Source organism: Rathayibacter sp. VKM Ac-2762, assembly GCF_009866585.1.
Classification (GTDB): domain Bacteria; phylum Actinomycetota; class Actinomycetes; order Actinomycetales; family Microbacteriaceae; genus Rathayibacter.
In genome coordinates, this window is record NZ_CP047419.1 from 2,386,538 (window position 1) to 2,403,546 (window position 17,009).

The following is a 17,009-nucleotide window of genomic DNA, read 5'->3' on the forward strand; positions in this document are numbered from 1 at the left end:
GCTCGTGACACACGAGGGCCCCCCGTCCGCCGCGGACGGATCGTCGGCCGACGCGACCGAGCTGCGCACCGCCAAGCACTTCTTCATCGGCGAGCCGCTCCCCAGCGACAAGCTCGAGGGACAGCTGCTGCAGAAGCGGCTCGCGCTCCCCATCTTCGCCAGCGACCCGCTCTCCTCCGTGGCCTACGCGCCGCAGGAACTGCTGATGATCCTGCTGCTCGGCGGGCTCTCCTTCCTCACCTTCGCCCCCTGGGTGGCCGCATGCGTGGTCGTCCTCCTCGTCGTGGTGGTGCTGAGCTACCGCCAGCTGATCCGGGCGTACCCGTCCGGCGGCGGCGACTACGAGGTCGCCCGCACCAACCTGGGCGAGACGGCGGGCCTCACGGTCGCCGCCGCCCTCCTCGTGGACTACGTGCTCACCGTGGCCGTGTCGGTCGCCTCCGGAGTCGACAACATCATCTCCGCGGTGCCCGAGCTGGCGCCGCTGCGGGTCGAGCTGGCCATCCTCTTCGTCGTGCTGCTGGCGGCCGTGAACCTCCGCGGCGTCTCGGAGTCGAGCCGCGCCTTCGCCGTCCCGACGTACCTCTTCGTCGCGAGCGTCTTCGTCATGGTCGTCGTCGGCCTGGTCCGCACCGCCTTCGGCGACACCCCGGTCGCGGAGTCGGCGGGCTTCACCGTGCAGGGCGAGCAGCTCACGCAGGCGGCCGTCGTCCTCCTGCTGCTGCGCTCCTTCGCGAGCGGCTGCGCGGCGCTCACGGGCGTCGAGGCCATCTCGAACGGCGTGCCCGCGTTCCGCGCCCCGAAGGTCAAGAACGCCCAGCGCACCCTCGTCGCGATGGGCACGATCGCGATCGTGCTCTTCGTCGGCCTGACCGCCCTCGCCCTGCTCTCGAACGTGCACTACGCCGAGAACGCCTGCCACCTGGTGGGCTTCGCCGACTGCGCCACCACCCCGCAGCGCTCCGTGATCGCGCAGGTCGCCGCCGCCACGTTCGGCAACAACACGATCCTGTTCTTCATCATCCAGGCCGCGACCGCCGCCGTCCTGCTCCTCGCGGCGAACACCGCGTTCAACGGCTTCCCGCTGCTGGGCTCCGTGCTGGCCCGCGACGGCTACGCGCCCAAGTCGCTGAACACCCGCGGCGACCGCCTCATCTACTCCAACGGAGTGATCATCCTGGCGCTCGTCGCCGCGATCATCCTGCTCGTCTACCAGGCCTCGCTCACGAGCCTCGTGCAGCTGTACATCATCGGCGTCTTCGTCTCGTTCACGCTCGGGCAGTCGGGCATGGTCAAGCACTGGGTCCGGATGATCCGCAACGGCGAGGGCTCGCGCACCGTCTACACGAGCCTGGCCATCAACCTGTTCGGCGCGACGCTGACGTTCGCGGTGCTCGTCGTCGTCACGATCACGAAGTTCACCCACGGCGCCTGGCTCGTCTACCTGGTGATGCCGATCCTCGGTGTCCTGATGGCCGGCGTCTACCGCTACTACCGCGACGTCGAGAAGGAGATCGAGGTCGACCCGACCACGACCTTCGGCGCCAACGGCGACCATGCGATCGTGCTGGTGGGTCGGATGAACAAGCCCACGCTGAAGGCGCTCGACTACGCCATCGCGGCGCGGCACGAGACGCTGGAGGCGGTGCACTCCTCCATCGACGACGCGCAGACCGCGCAGCTCAAGGCCGACTGGGCGCAGATGGACATCGAGGTGCCGCTGCGCTGCGTGGCCTCTCCCTACCGCGACATCTCGTACCCGCTGATCAAGTACATCAAGGCCCACCGCCTCGAGCACGGCTCCGAGATCACGACGGTCTACATGCCGCAGTACATCGTCGGGCACTGGTGGGAGGCGTTCCTCCACAACCACAAGTCGCGGCGGATCCGCCAGAAGCTCCTGCTGGTGCACGGAGTGACGGTGGCGCTGGTGCCGTGGCTGCTGGACTCGTCCGAGCTGATCTACGGACGCCGCTCGCGGCCGATTCCCGGCCAGACGCGCCGCGGCGAGCCGGTGCGCCCGGTGACCCGCCGCCCGATCCCGCCCGCGTCCTCGCTCCCCCAGGGTGCCGCCGGCGAGGGCGCTCCGCGCATCCCGCAGCGCCCGGCCGCGCAGAACCGGCCGCGCTCGAAGCGGCGCTGAGGCGACGGGAGCCCGGAAACGGGTAGAGGGCCCGCGGCGTGTGCCGCGAGCCCCCGATTTCCCCTTAGTGCCTTCCCCCGAAGGCGGCCCGCCCCAACGGGCCGTGTCCGACGCTATCGGTGGGCTATGCACCGGCGCATCCTCCTCGCGACGGATGCCCGTGCTCCCTTGAGACGACAGGCTCGTCCTCCGTCGTCTCAGACGACGGCCCCGCGCACCCCTCGGCCGGTGAGCCACCAGACCGCCGCGACGGCGACCGCGGCCGCAGCGCCGCCGCCCACGAGCAGGATCGCCGCCCGCACCACGTGCGCCCGGTAGGCGGCGTCGAGCGGATCGATGCCCGCCCCCGCCAGCACGATCCCGGCGGGAACCACCGCGGCCGCGAGCACCACGGCCGCGGCCGCGATGCGCACCGGCTGCCGGCCGTCGGAGCGGAGCTTCCGGGGACGGCGGCCGACGTACCAGACCACCGCGCCGATCCCGAGCCCGAGCAGCCCGAGCACGCCGCTCGCGTACTGCGCCCATCGGAAGCCGGGGAAGGGCCCGAGCTCCTGCTGCAGCAGCGGGATCGCCGAGACGAAGAGGCCGCCCCTGTGGGTGAAGCCGTCCCACATCACGTGGCTGGCGGCTCCGATGGCGATGCCGGCGGCCGCGAAGACGAGCACGCGGATCCACTCGGCGGCCCCGCGGGGCGGCGAGCGCCGGGGACGCAGGCGCGAGCGGACCAGCGCGGGCGCGAGGTCGCGCCAGGCCGGAGCGACGACCGCGCTCCACAGCGCGAGGCCGAGCATCCCGAGCAGCAGGTCGACGGTGACGACGCCGAGGAGGGAGTGGGTGGACTCGCGGGCGACGGCGATCGGGAGGTACATGCCGATGTCCGGGACCATCGCGCCGATGGCGACGGCCGCGGCGGGGATCCGGCCGTTCGAGAACGCGAGCGCGACGACGGCGTGGCTCGGCGTGAAGGGCATGACACGCACGCTATCCCGGCAACGCGGCCGGCGAGTGTCCGCGTCGCGAAGCGCGCGTCACCGATCGCGGTCCGGCTCCTGGGCTCCACTCCGGCGCGTCGGCCCCCCGGGGCCGGCGGTCAGCCCGAGGAACGTGATCCCCAGGACGAGGAACACCGGCCAGACCGGATTCCCGAGGACCGCGAAGACCGCTCCCGCCGCGAGGAACAGCGGACCCGTGACCGCGTTCCAGCGCCGGGACGCCTCCTCCGACGACATCCGACCCGAACCCTTCCCGTCCTGTGCGCGCACCATCCCTCCACGCTAGATCGCCTCCGCGAGGCCCGCCTCCCCCGTCCGGCGGAGCCGCGCGCTCGGGGAGCTCCGAGCGCGGCGACCGTAGAATCGTCCGGAAGTCCGGCCCTCCGGGCCCAGCGGCGACGGATCGGAGCGGGTGTGCGGAAGGCGTTCGCGATCCTCCGCCTGGCCCTCGCCGGGCTGGGCGCGGTCGGACTCGTCGGCGACTTCTTCTACACGCTGGGCTTCCGCGCGTTCCAGATCGACAACTTCTTCGCCTACTTCACGACGCAGTCGAACATGGCCGGGGTCGTGGTGCTGGGCCTGTCCGGCCTGGTCGCCCTCGCGCGCGAGCGGGAGCCGCGCTGGCTCAGCACCGTGCGGGCGCTCGTGCTCACCTACATGGTCGTGTCGGGGATCGTCTTCGGGCTGATCGCGGTCGAGGCCAACAACCGCGGCGTGCGGGTCGACGTGCCCTGGTCGAGCGCGCTCCTGCACTTCGTGATACCGACGCTCGCGATCCTCGACTGGATCCTCGGACCCGGCCGCCGCCCGGTCGCCTGGCGCGGGGCGCTGACCGTGCTCGGCTTCCCGATCGTCTGGGGCGTCATCACCCTGGTCCGCGGGGCCCTCATCGGCTGGTACCCGTACTTCTTCCTCGACCCCGGCCAGGTCGACGGACCCGTGATGTTCGTGCTCTACGACGTGATCGTGCTGAGCCTGATCTCCGGCATCGCCGCGTTCGTCCTCGCGCTCAGCCGGGTGCGGCCGCTCGGGGCGGCGCACGCGTCGGAGTGGCGGGGGCCGCTGGCGCGGCTCCGCGAGCTCGTCAGCCGGGGACGACGGCGAACGGCTCGAGCGCCGTCTGCGCGAGGGTGACCAGCTCGTCGTCGCTGAGATCCTGCAGCGAGAGGGCCTGATCCGCTCCGACCAGCCCGACGAGCACCGCCTCGCCGGTCGACGGCTGGAGGTTGAGCCACTCGGTGATGCCCGCCTCGGAGCCGACGAGCGACCAGCGCGCGGGGGCGTCGGCCTCCCAGAACGCCTCGTCGAAGCGCAGCCACAGCGTCTCGACGACGCCGGAGCCGAGGGCCGCGACGGCCGCGCGCTGCGCGAACGGGAGCGGCGGGTCGAAGGCGATCGCGTCCGTCTGGAGCACCCCGATCGGCACGGTGACCAGCACCCGGTCGGCTGTGAACGACTCGCCGGTGCCCAGGCGGATGCTGACGCCGGTCTCCGTGTAGCCGATGCCGCTCACCACGGCGCGCAGCGAGACCTCGACGTCGGCGAGCAAGGTGTCGACCAGGGGCGCGAGCCCGTCGGTCAGCAGCGCGTCGCCGGAGTCGTCGCTCAGCTCCTCCGCGGTCGTGGCGGCGGAGGCGTCGCCCAGTCCGTACCAGGAGGAGAGCTCCTCGGGAGCGGCGCCGGTGCGCAGCGCGGTCGTCCCGGCGAGGTGCGCCGCCACGCGGGCGGCGTCGCCGTCGCCGGAGCCCGGCTCGGCCTCGGCGGGATCGGGCGCTCCGGAGCCGGCGAACGACTCGGCGAGCGCCAGGTCCTCCGGCTGCTCCGCTCCCCACTCGAGAGCACGGGTCAGGGCGTCGGCACCCGTGGTGCCGGTGTCGAGAGCCGCGCCGTCGGCGTCGCTCGAGCGGACGTCGGCGAGGTCGACCGCGGTCGTGACCACGCCCGCGTCCGCGATGCTCTCGCGCAGGGCGGCTCCCGCGCCGGTGAGGGCCCATGCGCCGGTCTCGACGGCGATCGGCCAGCCGTCCGGAGTCGCGGTGGCGATGCGGCCGCCGGTGCGCTCGCGCGCCTCGACCACGGTGACGTCGAAGCCCGCGTCGGACAGGCGCCGCGCGGCGACCGCTCCGGCGAGACCGGCCCCGACGATCGCGATCCGCTCGCCCTCGTCGGCGACGGCGCTGATCTCGGCGGCCGCGCGGACCCCGGAGCTCCAGGCGCCCTGGAGCGTGCCGGGCGCCTCCGTGTCGGTGGCCTCGCCCGCGAGGAAGACGCGGTCGAGGACCGCGGTACCCAGGTCGGTGCGGTGCTGCGGCGTCGCGCCGACGGGCAGGTACGAGACGGAGCCGAGCGCGTACGGATCCTCGGCCCAGGCGGAGCGCACGAAGGCGGCCGGCGCGGGGACGGCGGTGGTGCTCGGCGTGGGCACGGGGGCCTTCGTGACGGAGCGGGTCGGCGTCGGACGCGACGGCGTGCAGCCCGCGAGGGCCAGGAGCCCGACTCCCGTGGCGGCTCCCGAGAGGAAGAGGCGGCGTCCGATCGTCATCCCGGACATCCTACGTTCTCGGCGTTCGGCCGGGGCGGCGCGGGCGGCGCGGTGCTGACGCCACCGGGCACGCGGCCCGCTCGGAGGTGCGGGGTGACGGCGGGACGGCGAGCGGATAGCGTCGGGGCAGCGCGGACCGGACCGCGGCGACGGGGGACGCGGCATGGACACGACGCGGACCGCGACGACGACGGCCGGGGCCCCTCCCCGCAGTCACCTCCACGCGGTGCTGCTCGGCGCGCTGGGCATGATCGTGGTCCCGCTGCTCATCGTCCTCGCGACCACGGCCTGGTCCTCCCCCGGTCCCGAGGAGTACGTCCGCATGGCGCTCGGCTCGGTGGTCGCGGCGTGCGTCTCGGTGGTCGGCGCCTGGTGGCTCGCCTTCGAGCGGCGCAGCGCCGGGGCACCCGGTCGCACCTGGTTCTGGGGCGTCGCGTGCCTCTTCACGGTCAGCGCGGTCTCGACCGTCGGAGCCGCCGCCGACCGCCTCACCAGCCTGATCACGGGCTGAGCGGGTGGACGTCCTGGCGTGGTCATTGCGCTCGCCTCACCCGTCAGCGACCGCCCCGATGGCCCCGAGTCCCTCCTCGAGCGAGCGGCAGCAGCATCGGCGCCGGTGATCGCCCCGACGAGACGACCGAGCGGCTCCGGCTGTTCCGTCCCGCCGAGGGCGATCTGGACGAGCTGTGGCGGCTGTACTCCGACGAGCGGATCGCGGCGGGCGACCCCCTCCTCCGGCACGACTCCGTCGAGCAGACCCGGGCGGTGCTCGCCCGCCGGACGGCGCAGTGGGCACGGGACGACCTCAGCAGCTGGGTCGTCCGGCTGCGGAGTCCCGAAGGCGGCGCGGACGGCGCGATCGGGATCGGCGGATGCACCCTCCTCGCCGACACGGCCTGGAACGTCGCGTTCACCGTCCATCCGGACCACTGGGGCAGGGGGTACGCCCAGGAGGTCGCCTCCGCAGGGATCGCTCGGGCGCGGCGGCTCCGGCCGGAGCTCCCCGTGACCGCGGTCGTCGCGGAACGGAACGAGCGATCGCACCGCACGGTCGCTCGACTCGGTCTCGAACGGAGGTGGGCGGGCCCCGACGCGCACAGCCCTGACCCCGCGGCTCGCATCGTGCTCTACTCCGACCGCCTCCTCTCCGAGGACGAGATCGGCCGCCTCACGGGCTGAAGGCGCCGCGTGGCGCTGATCGCCGCAGGCAGCAGCGGAGCCGAGACGCCTGCGCGAGACCGGGACGTCACGTTCCGGTGCGCCTCCTGGCCCCATCTTTCTTCCCGGCGGGCGGCGCTGCGCACGAGTGGGTGGGTGGGCGGCGCGGCACTCGCGCCGACCCCTCTCGCGATCGCGCTCAGCGGCCGCCCGCGAGTCGGGGCAGGAAGGGCGCGGAGGTACTCGCCGGACGGAGCATTCGAAGCCCGTCACCGCGAGGGGCGTTAGCGTCGTCGGATGGCGAGCATCACGTACCCCGCGCCCCTCCGCGCCGGAGGCCGGGTGGAGGTGCCCGCGCCCTCGATGGGAGTCCCCGAGCCCCTGCACGACCGGCTGCAGGACGCCGCGCGCCGACTCGGCTCGGCGGGCTACGACGTCCGGGTCCGGCCGCACGCCCTCCTCGGCGGACTCGCTCCGGCGTCCGCCGCGGATCGGACGGCCGACCTGCACGACGCCTTCCGGAGCGGGGACGCGGTCCTTCCTCCGTGGGGCGGCGAGCTCGCCGTCGAGCTGCTGGAGAGGCTCGACTGGCACGCCCTCGCGGAGGCCCGGCCCTGGTTCGTCGGCTGGTCGGACGTCTCGACGCTCCTCCTGCCCCTGACGACGACGACCGGGCTCGCGACGATCCACGGCGCCAATCTGATGGACGAGCCGTGGGAGCTGCCGGTCGGGTTCCACCGCTGGACGGAGGTCGCCGGCCTCGAGCCCGGAGCCGCGTTCACGCAGCACGCCGCGCCGCGACGCCGGAGCCGTCCGTGGGGTGCGTGGGCGGACGAGCCGCTCGACCGCGATCGGGCCTACGAGGAGCCGACCCGCTGGCGCTCGCTCGACGGGGCAGCGGACGCGGCGATGTCCGGCCGCTTGATCGGCGGATGCCTCGAGACGGTGTCCCTGCTCGCGGGCACGCCCTACGGCGACGTGCCGGGCTTCGCTCGCCGGCACGCGCCGGAGGGCACCGTCGTCTATCTGGAGGCGGCCGGGTCCGACTCCGTCTCGGTGCTCCGGATGCTCACCTCCCTCCGGCTCGCGGGCTGGTTCGAGCAGGCGGCCGGCGTCCTGATCGGCCGGACCGAGGGCGCCTGGCTGCCCGAGCTGAGTCAGGAGGACGCGGTGCGGCGGGCGCTCGGCGACCTCGGCGTGCCGGTGATCCTCGACGTCGACACCGGGCACCAGCCGCCGCAGATGCCCCTGGTCAACGGCGCGCTCGCAGAGATCGCGCTGAGCGGGCCGACCGCCTCGATCACGCAGCGGCTCGTGCCCTGACGGCGCGTGCGGAGAGATCCCGTCGAGCAGTGCCACCTCGCGGCACGGCCGCCGCCGCTCCCGGCCCTCCTCCGCCCGCCGAGCGCAAGGCCGAGCGGCGGGGAGGCGCCGAGTGGTAGACCTGGGGGCATGAGCAACGACATCCGCGCACTCGCCGAGGGCGAGAGCTACCTCGCCTTCTTCCAGGGCGGGCCGTTCGACGGCCAGACCGAGAACCGCGTCAGCACCGAGGGGGGCTACGAGAAGGAGGTCGACGTCTACGCCGCCGTCGACGGCCAGGAGACGCACCTCGTCTACAACGCCGTCTCCGCCAAGGAGGTCGGCGAGGCGGTCCACGTGACCTACTCGATCGACACGCCCGACTCCGACCCGATCGAGGACCCGGAGGACCGCGGCGGCGGATTCCAGTAGTCCGCACCACTCTTCGGATGCCGCTCCGGCGTCGCGCTCAGCGCGGCCGGGGCGGCATCGGCATGTGAGGACGCGCCACTCCGGGGACGACGCCTCCCGCCGCTCCTAGGATGATGGTTCCTCACTGTCTCGGCCGATTCAGGTCCGCGTTCCTCGGGAGCCGCCGTGTCCGATCCGCTGATTTGCCCGATGCCCCTCCGCGGCGACTCCGCCCGGCACTGGCTGCGGGCCCGCCACGCCGAGGCCGGGCCCGACCCCGCGTTCGCCGTCACCGGTCAGGAGGCCGCCGCCGAGGGCGTGCTCCTCCGGCGGATCTGGCACACGGCCGGCACGATCGACTTCCGCCCGAGCCCCCGCGCCGACCCGGGGTCGGTGGTGCTCCTGCTCCCGCTCGAGGGCGCGTTCACCGTCGCCAGTCGGGAGGAGCGCGAGTTCGTCGGCCGCGGCACCCTCGCGGTGCTGCCCGCCCGATCGGGAGCGACGATCAGCACGAGCGCTCCCAGCTCCCGGCTCGTCCTGGTCGTGCGGCCCTCGGGCGACGCGGATCCGCCCGCCGGCCTCACCGTGGTCTCCTCCCCCGCGGCACCGGTGCTGGTCGCCGCCGCGAACGCGGTGCTCGACGCCGGGCTGCCCATGAGCCCCGGGCTGCACACCGCGCTGCGGGGCCTCGCCGCGGCCGTCGTCGCGGAGTGACGGGAGTTGTCAACCCTCCCCGCCCCGGCCATCCGCTCGCAGGGACGTCCTCGAACATCGAGTGACGCCGATCGTCGGCGCCGGAAGGAGCACTCGCCATGGCCGAGATCACCGCCCACCACGGACTCTTCAAGGACACGGACCTGCACGTCGACGACACCGGCGGATCGGGCCGCCCCGTGGTCCTCATCCACGGCTGGCCCCTCTCGGGCGAGTCGTGGAAGGAGCAGGTCCCCGCGTTCGCCGAGGCCGGCTACCGCGTCGTCACCTACGACCGCCGCGGCTTCGGGCGCAGCGACAAGCCGCTCACCGGCTACAGCTACGACACGCTCACCGAGGACCTGCACACCCTCCTCACCGAGCTCGACCTGCAGGACGTCACCCTGGTCGGCTTCTCGATGGGCGGCGGCGAGGTCGCCCGCTACTTCACGAAGTACGGCGCCGATCGCCTGCACAGCGTCGTCTTCGCCTCGGCCGTCCCGCCGTACCTGATGAAGACGGACGACAACCCGGACGGCCCGCTCGAGAAGGCGCAGGCCGCGCAGATGACCGCGGGCCTCACGAAGAGCGAGGACGACTTCTACGACCGGTTCACCACCGACTTCTTCTCGGTCGACGGCGTGCTGAAGGTGACGGAGGAGCAGCGCCAGGAGGCGATCGCCCTGGCGAAGCAGTCGGCTAAGCACGCGGCACTCGCCTGCATGACGGCGTTCGCGACCACCGACTTCCGCGAGGACCTGCCCAACGTGTCGGTGCCCGCGCTCGTCATCCACGGCGACGGCGACGGCACGGTTCCGTTCGAGGGCTCCGGCGCCCGCACCCACGCGGCGATCCCCGGCTCCGAGCTGCACGTCGTCCACGGCGCCCCCCACGGAGTGACCGTGAGCCACCCGGAGGAGTGGAACCGCGTCGTCCTGGAGTTCCTCGCGAAGTAGCGGCGGCACTCCCGCATGCTGGTCGAGCAGCCCCGCAGGGGCGTATCGAGGCCCTCCGCACAGAGGCGGATCTCGATACGCCCGCTGCGCGCGCTGCTCGATCAGCAGGAGCCCCCGCGTCAGCCCTTCTCCGCGCCCTCGGTCGTGTTCATGATCCGCCGCTGGAAGACGAAGAACAGCACGGCCACCGGGATCGACATCAGCACCGCGGCCGCGAGCTGCAGCGGGTACTGGTTGCCGGTGCCCAGCTGCCCCGACACGAGCGACGCGACTCCGGTCGTCAGCGTGTTGAGCTCCGGCGACTGCCGAGACACCACGAAGTGCGAGAACTCGTTCCACGAGCCCTGGAACGACAGGATGAACAGCGTCACGATCGCCGGACGCGCCATCGGCACCACGATCGAGCGGAAGGTCCGGAACACTCCGGCCCCGTCGATCCGCGCGGCCTCCTCGATGGAGAGCGGGATCGAGTCGAAGAACTGCTTCATGATGAAGATCCCCGCCGCGTCCACGATCAGCGGGACGATCATCCCCGCGTAGCTGTCGTAGAGGCCGAGCTGCTTGAGGATCAGGAACCGCGGGATCAGCAGCACCACCGCGGGCACGCTCATCACTCCGATGAACAGCGCGAACAGCAGGCCCCGTCCGCGGAAGCGCAGCCGCGACAGCGCGTAGCCGGCCAGCGAGTCGAAGAAGACCCGGCCGACGGTGACGAACACGGTGACGATCACCGAGTTGAGCGTCCACAGCGGCAGCGGGACGTCGGTGAACAGCCGCTCGTAGGAGGCGAACGACCAGGTCGCGGGCAGCAGCGACAGCGGGTTCGCGGTGGCATCGGCGTCCGACTTGAACGACGAGGCGACCGAGATCAGGAACGGGTAGATGTACACCAGCGCCAGCGCGATCAGCAGCAGGTAGCCGCCGATCAGCGACGCGCGGCCGCGCGCGCCGAGGCGGATGCGGCGGTGCGGGACCGGCGCGGCGGGCTCGGGGGTCTCGCGGGCGCGGGTGCCGGGCTCGGTCAGCGTGCTCATCGGATGCCTCCCGTGGTGAGGGTCGTCGCGGCGTCGGCGCGAGCGGCGCGGCGGGGGCGCCGGCGCGGCTCCCCCTTCTCTCGGAGGAGCGCCCGCTGCAGGAGCGTCAGCACGACGATGATGAAGAAGAGGATGAAGGCGATCGCGGCGCCCTGACCCCAGCGGAGATCCGTGAACGAGGACTCATAGGCGAGGTACGCCGGGGTGAGCAGCGTCTTGCCCGGCGCCCCTCCTCCGGTGAGGTAGATCTGGTCGAACACCTGCCAGGTGCCGATCAGTCCGAGGGTCAGCACGGTGAAGAGCGTGGGCTTGAGCATCGGCAGAGTGACCGAGAAGAACTTCCGGAGCGGGCCGGCGCCGTCCATGAGCGCCGCCTCGTCGATCTCGGCGCCGATGTTCTGCAGCGCCGCGAGGAACAGCAGCATGAACGTGCCCGAGGTGGTGAAGATCGCCATCGTGATCAGCACGCACATCGCGACGGACGGGCCGGACAGCCAGTCCCACCAGGTGAGGCCGAGCGGGGCGCCCGCGGCCAGCGGCCCGGAGCCGTCGACGCCGACGGCGCCCAGGAGCGAGTGCAGGACACCGGTCGGGTCGGCCATCCAGGTCGGCCCGTCGGCGCCGAACCAGCCGAGCACCGCGTTGACGACACCCGAGGCGGAGAAGAGGAACAGGAAGATCACGGTGATCGCGATCGAGGAGGTGACGGAGGGGAAGTAGAAGGCGGTGCGGAAGAAGCCCCGGCCCCGCAGGATCCGCCGGTTCACCTGCACGGCGAGGAAGAGCGCGAGCGCGGTCTGCAGCGGCACCACGAGCAGCACGTAGTAGACGTTGTTGCGGATCGCGGTGCCGAAGTCCTTCTGCGCCAGGCCGGAGTCGGTGAGCACCGCGCGGTAGTTGTCGGCTCCGACGAACTGCGCGGTCGGCCCGAGGGGCGAGCCGAGCCCGTTCCAGTTGCTCACGCTGACCCAGAGGGCGAGGCCGATCGGGACGACGAGGAACACGCCGATCACGACGATCGCCGGGAGGGTGAAGAGCCAGCCGTAGCGGGCCTCGTGCCCGCGGATGCCGGAGCGGCGGCTCCGGGGGGCGGCGGTGGTGCTCATCGATGCGTCTCCTTCGACTCACGTGCGCGGGGTGGGGCGTGCCGGTCGGGCACGGGGAGGCGGCGGTCGGGTCCGCCGCCTCCCGGCCGGGCTACTTCGCGTTCGCGGTGTCGAGCGCGTCCTGCAGGTTGGTCTGCAGGTCGCCGAGGATCGACTCCGGGTCGCCGGTCGCGAGGCCCTCGAGCGCCGAGTTGAAGTCGGTGATGACGGTCGCCGCGCCGGCGAAGGCCACCGGGCTCACCGCGTAGTCGTTGCCGGAGACGAAGGCGGCGTTCTCGGGGTACTTCGTCGCGTACTCGGCGGCTCCGGTCTCGGTGGAGGGGATGACTCCGAAGGCGTCCGAGAAGGCGAGCTGCTGCTCGTCCGAGGTCAGGGCCGACACGAGCGACTCCGTCTTCTCGGCCGTGGCGCTGCCGACGGGGATGCCCCAGCAGTTGCTGAAGGTGAAGGTCGACTTCCCGCCGGGGCCGGCGGGGAGCTCGGCGACGCGGTAGTTCACGTCGGGGTAGTCGGCCGCGAGCGCTCCGTTGATCCACGGGCCCTCGATGACCATCGCCGCCGCGCCCTTGCCGAACGCCTCGCCGGACCAGCCGGAGTCGAGCGCGGCCGGGAACTTCAGCACGCCGTCGGTGAGCAGCGTCTTCACCTCGGTCAGGCCCGCGACGTTCTCGGGGGTGTCCGCGGTGACGGTGGTGCCGTCCTCCGAGAGGAGCGACCCGCCGGCCTGGTTCATGAAGGTGCCGATGCGCGCGTACTCGGCGCCGAAGGAGAGCCCGGTCACTCCGTTCGCGGTCAGCTTCGTCGCCGCCGACTCGAGCGAGGCCCAGTCGGTGGGGACGTCCGCGTCGGTGAGGCCGGCCGCCGCCCAGAGGTCCGTGTTGATCACGAGGCCGAGCGTGGAGAAGTCCTTGGGCTCGCAGTAGAACCGGTCGTCGTAGCTGAACGCGTCGCGCAGCGCCGGGTAGAAGGCGTCGGCGTTCCCGGCGTCCTGGGCGTACGGCTCGAGGTAGCGGTTGCTCGCGTAGGTCTGGAACTGGTCCCAGCTCATGTAGAAGAGGTCGGGCGGGTTGCCGCCGGAGAAGCCCTGGCCGAGCTGCTGCGTCAGGTCGCTGGCGGCGACCACGTCGACCGTCGTGCTGTTCTGCTCGCCCCAGGCGTTCACGGCGTCGGTGACGGCGGTCGTCTCGGCGTCGCCGGACGAGCCGATCATCACGGTGAGGGCGGAGTCGCCGCCCGCGTCACCGGAGTCGGAGCCGCTCGAGCAGGCGGCGAGCGGGAGCAGCAGGCCTCCGGCGAGGATCGCGGCACCCCAGCGTGCCGCGCGGTGGGTGGGGGTCATGGTCTGGCCTTTCGTGGGGAGGGGCGCCGGTCGGAGTGACGGCGCCTCAGTCGGCGGGGTGGTGAAGGGGTGTGCGGAGCACGAGGTGGGGCTCGATCAGGCGGTGGGCCTCACCCGGAGCGAGCGAGCGGTGGACGACGTCGTCGCCGCGCTCGCCCAGCAGGAGCTCGAGCGCGCCCGCGGCCACCGCGTCGAGGTCCTGCTCGATGCTCGGCAGGCCGACGGCCGCGGCGACGGGGGTGTTGTCGAAGCCGACGATCGGGAGGGAGGGCCGGCCGACGGCCACGGCGGCCATCGAGGCGCCGAGCGCGAGCGAGTCGGAGACGCAGACCAGCCCGTCGAGCTCCGGGGTCGCGCGGAGGAACTCGATGGCCGCGATCCGGGCCTGCTGGACGTCGTCCTCGGAGGAGGCGGCGAGCAGTGGCGCGTCGCGGAACCGCTCGCGGTGCACCCGCTCCCAGCCGCTGCGGCGGTCGTCGCCGGTCGCGGATCCGCTCGGCCAGCCGAGGAAGCCGATGCGCGAGCAGCCGCTGTCGGCGAGGTGCGCCGTGGCCTGGGCGAGCCCGGCGGCGCCGTCGACGTCGACCCAGAGGTGCTGCGGGTCGTTGCGGTCGTCGACGCCCCAGGGGCGGCCGAAGGTGACGAAGGGCACGGCCTGCTCGATCAGCCAGGCGGTCCGGGGGTCGCCGTAGAAGGTGGAGGTGAGCACGAAGGCGTCGACGTCGGCTCCGTCGCGGAGGCGCCCGATCCGCTCGATCTCCTCCTCCGGGCTCTTCGCCGTGTAGAGGAGGATGCGCATGCCGCGCGCGTCGGCCTGCTCGGTGACGGCGTGGAGGAAGCGGTCGAGCAGGCTGCCGGAGATGCCGTCGAGCACGCGGTCCATCCGGACGCCGATGGTGCCGGACTTGCGGGTGCGGAGGCGGCGGGCCGAGGCGTGCGGCCGGTAGTTGAGGTCGCCGATCGCCTTCTCGACGCGCTCGCGGGTGCTGTCGCGGACGATGTGCGGGCTGTTGAGCACGTTCGACACGGTCTGGCGCGAGACGCCGGCGGCACGGGCGACGTCCTCGACGGTCGGCAGTGCCATGCGTCCTCCTCGACGTGCTCTTGATCGTTCCAACCCGGTGGGATCCACCGGTTTGATCGATCAAATCCTTCGGTAAGGTTACCTCCGACGACGCCGCTGTCAACCGTCCGCCACGCTCCGGCACCTCCGGGGCCGGCGGAGGACGATCGGCGGCACGCCCCCAGCACCGACGATCCAGTGAGGAGTCGACCGTGACGACCGAGCGCGACGACCGACAGACCCCGCCCCGCCAGCCCCTCCTCCACGACTCCCTCGTCCTGCTCCGCGCACCCGTGCAGCTGTGGTCGGACGAGACGGGCGAGGTCGGCTCCCGCCCCGTGCACGGGCTCTACCTCGGCGACGTGCGCGTGCTCGCGGGCGCCTCGCTCCGCGTGGGCGGCGCGGCGCTCGAGGCGATCGCGACCGGCCGCGACGGCGCCTCCTCCGCCCGCTTCACCGCGCTCGCCCGCCATCTCGACGACGCCGCCGCGGACCCGCGGATCCGCGTGGTCCGCTCGCGGGAGGTCTCCGCCGGCGGCGTCCGCGAGAGCATCCGCCTCGAGTCGGCGCTCCCCGACGAGGTCGCGACCACCGTCGAGCTGACCCTCGACCCCGACTTCTCGCTCGTGCACGTGGTGAAGGCGGGGCTCCGCGACGAGCCCTCCTTCGCGACCGCTCCGGTGGACGGCGGCCTCGACTGGACCCACGGCCCGGTCCGCGCCGAGCTGCGCGCACCCGGCGCCTCGATCTCGGGCACGGTGCTCACCTGGAGCGTCGTGGTCCCGGCCCACGGGAGCGTCGAGGTCGTGTGGAGCGTCGCCGCGGAGGACGCCTCCGCCGTGGTCGCCGCCGCGTCCGGACCGGCCGAATGGGCGGGGACCGCGCTCGAGACCGGCGACTCCCGCCTCGCCTCCTGGTGCCGCGCCGCGCTCGACGACCTCGACGCCCTCCGCATGGTCACCGTGGAGCGCCCCGGCGAGCCGTTCCTCGCCGCGGGAGCGCCGTGGTTCTTCACCCTCTTCGGCCGCGACTCGATCTGGGCGGCGCGGATGCTCCTCCCCCTCGGGACCGGGATCGCCGCCTCCACCCTCCGCGTCCTGGCCGGCCTGCAGGGCACCCGCCACGTCGCGGACACCGCCGAGCAGCCGGGCAGGATCATGCACGAGCTGCGCGCCACGACCCTCGAGATCCCCGGCGAGGGCGTCTCGCTGCCCCCGCTCTACTTCGGCACGGTCGACGCCACCGCGCTCTGGGTCTGCCTCCTCCACGACGCCTGGCGCTGGGGGCTCCCGGACGACGAGGTCGAGGAGCTGCTGCCCGCTCTGGAGGCGGCGCTGCGCTGGCTCCGCGACGACGGCGACTCCGACGGCGACGGGTTCCTCGAGTACGTCGACACCACGGGGCACGGCCTCGCCAACCAGGGCTGGAAGGACTCGGGCGACTCGATCCAGTGGCGCGACGGCACGCTCGCGGAGGGTCCGATCGCGCTCTGCGAGGTGCAGGCCTACGCCCACGAGGCCATGGTCGGCGGAGCGGCGCTGCTCGAGCACCTCGGCCGCGACGGCTCGGAGTGGCGCGAGGCGGCGTCGACGCTGAAGGCGCGCTTCGCGGAGGCGTTCTGGATCGACGACGCCGACGGCGGCTACCCGGCGATCGCGCTCGACGCGGCCGGGCGCCCGGTCGACACGATCACCAGCAACCTCGGCCACCTCCTCGGCACCGGCATCCTCTCCCCCGAGCACGCCGCCCGGGTCGCCGAGCTGCTGGTCTCCCCCGGGCTCGACTCGGGCTTCGGCCTGCGCACCCTGGACACCGGCTCGGGCGGCTACTGGCCGCTGTCGTACCACGGCGGCTCGGTCTGGGCCCACGACACCGCGATCGCCGTCACCGGGCTCGCCCGGGAGGGCTTCGGGGCGGAGGCGACGACCCTCTCGCGCGGACTGATCGCCGCGGCCGAGGGCTTCGGCTACCGGATGCCCGAGCTGCACTCGGGCGACCCCGCCGCCGAGGTGCACGCGCCGGTGCCGTACCCGGCGGCCTGCCGACCGCAGGCCTGGTCGGCGGCCGCGTCCGTCGCCGTGCTGTCGGCGGCGCTGGGGCTCGCTCCCGGAGGCGACACCCTGGTCGTCGCGCCGCTCTCGCCCGCGCTCGCCGGGCCGATCCGCGTGGACGGGATCCGCTACCGCGGCTCCGTTGTGCCGGTAGACTGGGACGGCAGGATCTGAGGCGCCGCGCCGCTCAGGGCGGACCGGCTCAGATCAGGCCGGCTC

Annotated in this window: 16 protein-coding genes; 9 read left to right on the top strand and 7 right to left on the bottom strand. The window is 73.2% G+C overall.

Annotated elements, in window-relative coordinates:
* The first annotated feature begins 61 nt into the window (after positions 1-61).
* A complete protein-coding gene (locus tag GTU71_RS11220; RefSeq protein WP_104223800.1) occupies positions 62-2,143 on the top strand; it encodes an APC family permease in 2,082 nt (693 codons plus the stop codon).
* Between the two features lie 197 nt (positions 2,144-2,340).
* Here GTU71_RS11220 and GTU71_RS11225 read toward each other — a convergent pair whose 3' ends face one another.
* Complete coding sequence (locus GTU71_RS11225; RefSeq protein ID WP_104256060.1) at positions 2,341-3,114, bottom strand: DUF4184 family protein; 774 nt, start codon at positions 3,112-3,114, stop codon at positions 2,341-2,343.
* 57 nt (positions 3,115-3,171) lie between these two features.
* Positions 3,172-3,408 carry a hypothetical protein gene (locus GTU71_RS11230; protein WP_159940122.1) on the bottom strand — a complete coding sequence of 79 codons (237 nt, stop codon included), beginning with the start codon at positions 3,406-3,408 and terminating at the stop codon, positions 3,172-3,174.
* Between the two features lie 141 nt (positions 3,409-3,549).
* Here GTU71_RS11230 and GTU71_RS11235 point away from each other — a divergent pair, with 141 nt between their 5' ends.
* The gene (locus GTU71_RS11235) at positions 3,550-4,269 is read left to right on the top strand and encodes a Pr6Pr family membrane protein (RefSeq protein ID WP_104233845.1); all 720 of its coding nucleotides are present in this window, start codon (positions 3,550-3,552) and stop codon (positions 4,267-4,269) included.
* Here the strand turns inward: GTU71_RS11235 and GTU71_RS11240 are convergent.
* Positions 4,220-5,677, bottom strand: a complete 1,458-nt coding sequence (locus GTU71_RS11240; protein ID WP_159940124.1) for an NAD(P)/FAD-dependent oxidoreductase — start codon at positions 5,675-5,677, stop codon at positions 4,220-4,222. The genes GTU71_RS11235 and GTU71_RS11240 overlap by 50 nt on opposite strands.
* A 163-nt stretch (positions 5,678-5,840) precedes the next feature.
* Between GTU71_RS11240 and GTU71_RS11245 the strand changes: the two genes are divergently transcribed.
* From GTU71_RS11245 to GTU71_RS11270, 6 genes are all read left to right on the top strand, one after another.
* Positions 5,841-6,188: a hypothetical protein gene (locus GTU71_RS11245; RefSeq protein ID WP_159940126.1), complete on the top strand. Its 348-nt coding sequence runs from the start codon at positions 5,841-5,843 to the stop codon at positions 6,186-6,188.
* Positions 6,113-6,856: a GNAT family N-acetyltransferase gene (locus tag GTU71_RS11250; protein WP_159940128.1), complete on the top strand. Its 744-nt coding sequence runs from the start codon at positions 6,113-6,115 to the stop codon at positions 6,854-6,856. Before GTU71_RS11245 ends, GTU71_RS11250 begins: the two co-directional genes overlap by 76 nt.
* Before the next feature lie 276 nt (positions 6,857-7,132).
* Positions 7,133-8,158 (top strand): S66 peptidase family protein, encoded by a 1,026-nt coding sequence (locus tag GTU71_RS11255; RefSeq protein WP_159940130.1) that lies wholly within the window; start codon positions 7,133-7,135, stop codon positions 8,156-8,158.
* Between the two features lie 129 nt (positions 8,159-8,287).
* Entirely contained in the window at positions 8,288-8,569 is a 282-nt protein-coding gene (locus GTU71_RS11260; RefSeq protein ID WP_104223758.1) for an oligoribonuclease, read from the top strand.
* A 189-nt stretch (positions 8,570-8,758) separates the two neighbouring features.
* Positions 8,759-9,262, top strand: a complete 504-nt coding sequence (locus GTU71_RS11265) for a hypothetical protein (RefSeq protein ID WP_159940132.1) — start codon at positions 8,759-8,761, stop codon at positions 9,260-9,262.
* A 98-nt stretch (positions 9,263-9,360) separates the two neighbouring features.
* Positions 9,361-10,197, top strand: coding sequence for an alpha/beta hydrolase (locus GTU71_RS11270; protein ID WP_104233839.1), 837 nt, complete (start codon positions 9,361-9,363; stop codon positions 10,195-10,197).
* 119 nt (positions 10,198-10,316) lie between these two features.
* Here GTU71_RS11270 and GTU71_RS11275 read toward each other — a convergent pair whose 3' ends face one another.
* The 4 genes from GTU71_RS11275 to GTU71_RS11290 form a co-directional block, all read right to left on the bottom strand.
* Positions 10,317-11,231, bottom strand: coding sequence for a carbohydrate ABC transporter permease (locus GTU71_RS11275; RefSeq protein ID WP_159940134.1), 915 nt, complete (start codon positions 11,229-11,231; stop codon positions 10,317-10,319).
* Positions 11,228-12,337, bottom strand: coding sequence for a sugar ABC transporter permease (locus GTU71_RS11280; protein WP_104238714.1), 1,110 nt, complete (start codon positions 12,335-12,337; stop codon positions 11,228-11,230). Before GTU71_RS11280 ends, GTU71_RS11275 begins: the two co-directional genes overlap by 4 nt.
* A 91-nt stretch (positions 12,338-12,428) precedes the next feature.
* Positions 12,429-13,676, bottom strand: a complete 1,248-nt coding sequence (locus GTU71_RS11285) for an extracellular solute-binding protein (protein WP_104282650.1) — start codon at positions 13,674-13,676, stop codon at positions 12,429-12,431.
* Between the two features lie 46 nt (positions 13,677-13,722).
* Positions 13,723-14,760, bottom strand: a complete 1,038-nt coding sequence (locus tag GTU71_RS11290; RefSeq protein ID WP_104353583.1) for a LacI family DNA-binding transcriptional regulator — start codon at positions 14,758-14,760, stop codon at positions 13,723-13,725.
* A gap of 191 nt (positions 14,761-14,951) precedes the next feature.
* Here GTU71_RS11290 and GTU71_RS11295 point away from each other — a divergent pair, with 191 nt between their 5' ends.
* The gene (locus GTU71_RS11295) at positions 14,952-16,964 is read left to right on the top strand and encodes a glycogen debranching N-terminal domain-containing protein (RefSeq protein WP_159940136.1); all 2,013 of its coding nucleotides are present in this window, start codon (positions 14,952-14,954) and stop codon (positions 16,962-16,964) included.
* The last annotated feature ends 45 nt before the right edge of the window (positions 16,965-17,009 follow it).

What these genes read in the sequence shown, in the direction of transcription:
- GTU71_RS11225 (WP_104256060.1), bottom strand. Translation starts at nt 3,114, where the DNA reads ATGCCCTTCACGCCGAGCCACGCCGTCGTCGCGCTCGCGTTCTCGAAC.
- GTU71_RS11230 (WP_159940122.1), bottom strand. Translation starts at nt 3,408, where the DNA reads ATGGTGCGCGCACAGGACGGGAAGGGTTCGGGTCGGATGTCGTCGGAG.
- GTU71_RS11240 (WP_159940124.1), bottom strand. Translation starts at nt 5,677, where the DNA reads ATGACGATCGGACGCCGCCTCTTCCTCTCGGGAGCCGCCACGGGAGTC.
- GTU71_RS11245 (WP_159940126.1), top strand. Translation starts at nt 5,841, where the DNA reads ATGGACACGACGCGGACCGCGACGACGACGGCCGGGGCCCCTCCCCGC.
- GTU71_RS11255 (WP_159940130.1), top strand. Translation starts at nt 7,133, where the DNA reads ATGGCGAGCATCACGTACCCCGCGCCCCTCCGCGCCGGAGGCCGGGTG.
- GTU71_RS11260 (WP_104223758.1), top strand. Translation starts at nt 8,288, where the DNA reads ATGAGCAACGACATCCGCGCACTCGCCGAGGGCGAGAGCTACCTCGCC.
- GTU71_RS11265 (WP_159940132.1), top strand. Translation starts at nt 8,759, where the DNA reads ATGCCCCTCCGCGGCGACTCCGCCCGGCACTGGCTGCGGGCCCGCCAC.
- GTU71_RS11270 (WP_104233839.1), top strand. Translation starts at nt 9,361, where the DNA reads ATGGCCGAGATCACCGCCCACCACGGACTCTTCAAGGACACGGACCTG.
- GTU71_RS11275 (WP_159940134.1), bottom strand. Translation starts at nt 11,231, where the DNA reads ATGAGCACGCTGACCGAGCCCGGCACCCGCGCCCGCGAGACCCCCGAG.
- GTU71_RS11280 (WP_104238714.1), bottom strand. Translation starts at nt 12,337, where the DNA reads ATGAGCACCACCGCCGCCCCCCGGAGCCGCCGCTCCGGCATCCGCGGG.
- GTU71_RS11285 (WP_104282650.1), bottom strand. Translation starts at nt 13,676, where the DNA reads ATGACCCCCACCCACCGCGCGGCACGCTGGGGTGCCGCGATCCTCGCC.
- GTU71_RS11290 (WP_104353583.1), bottom strand. Translation starts at nt 14,760, where the DNA reads ATGGCACTGCCGACCGTCGAGGACGTCGCCCGTGCCGCCGGCGTCTCG.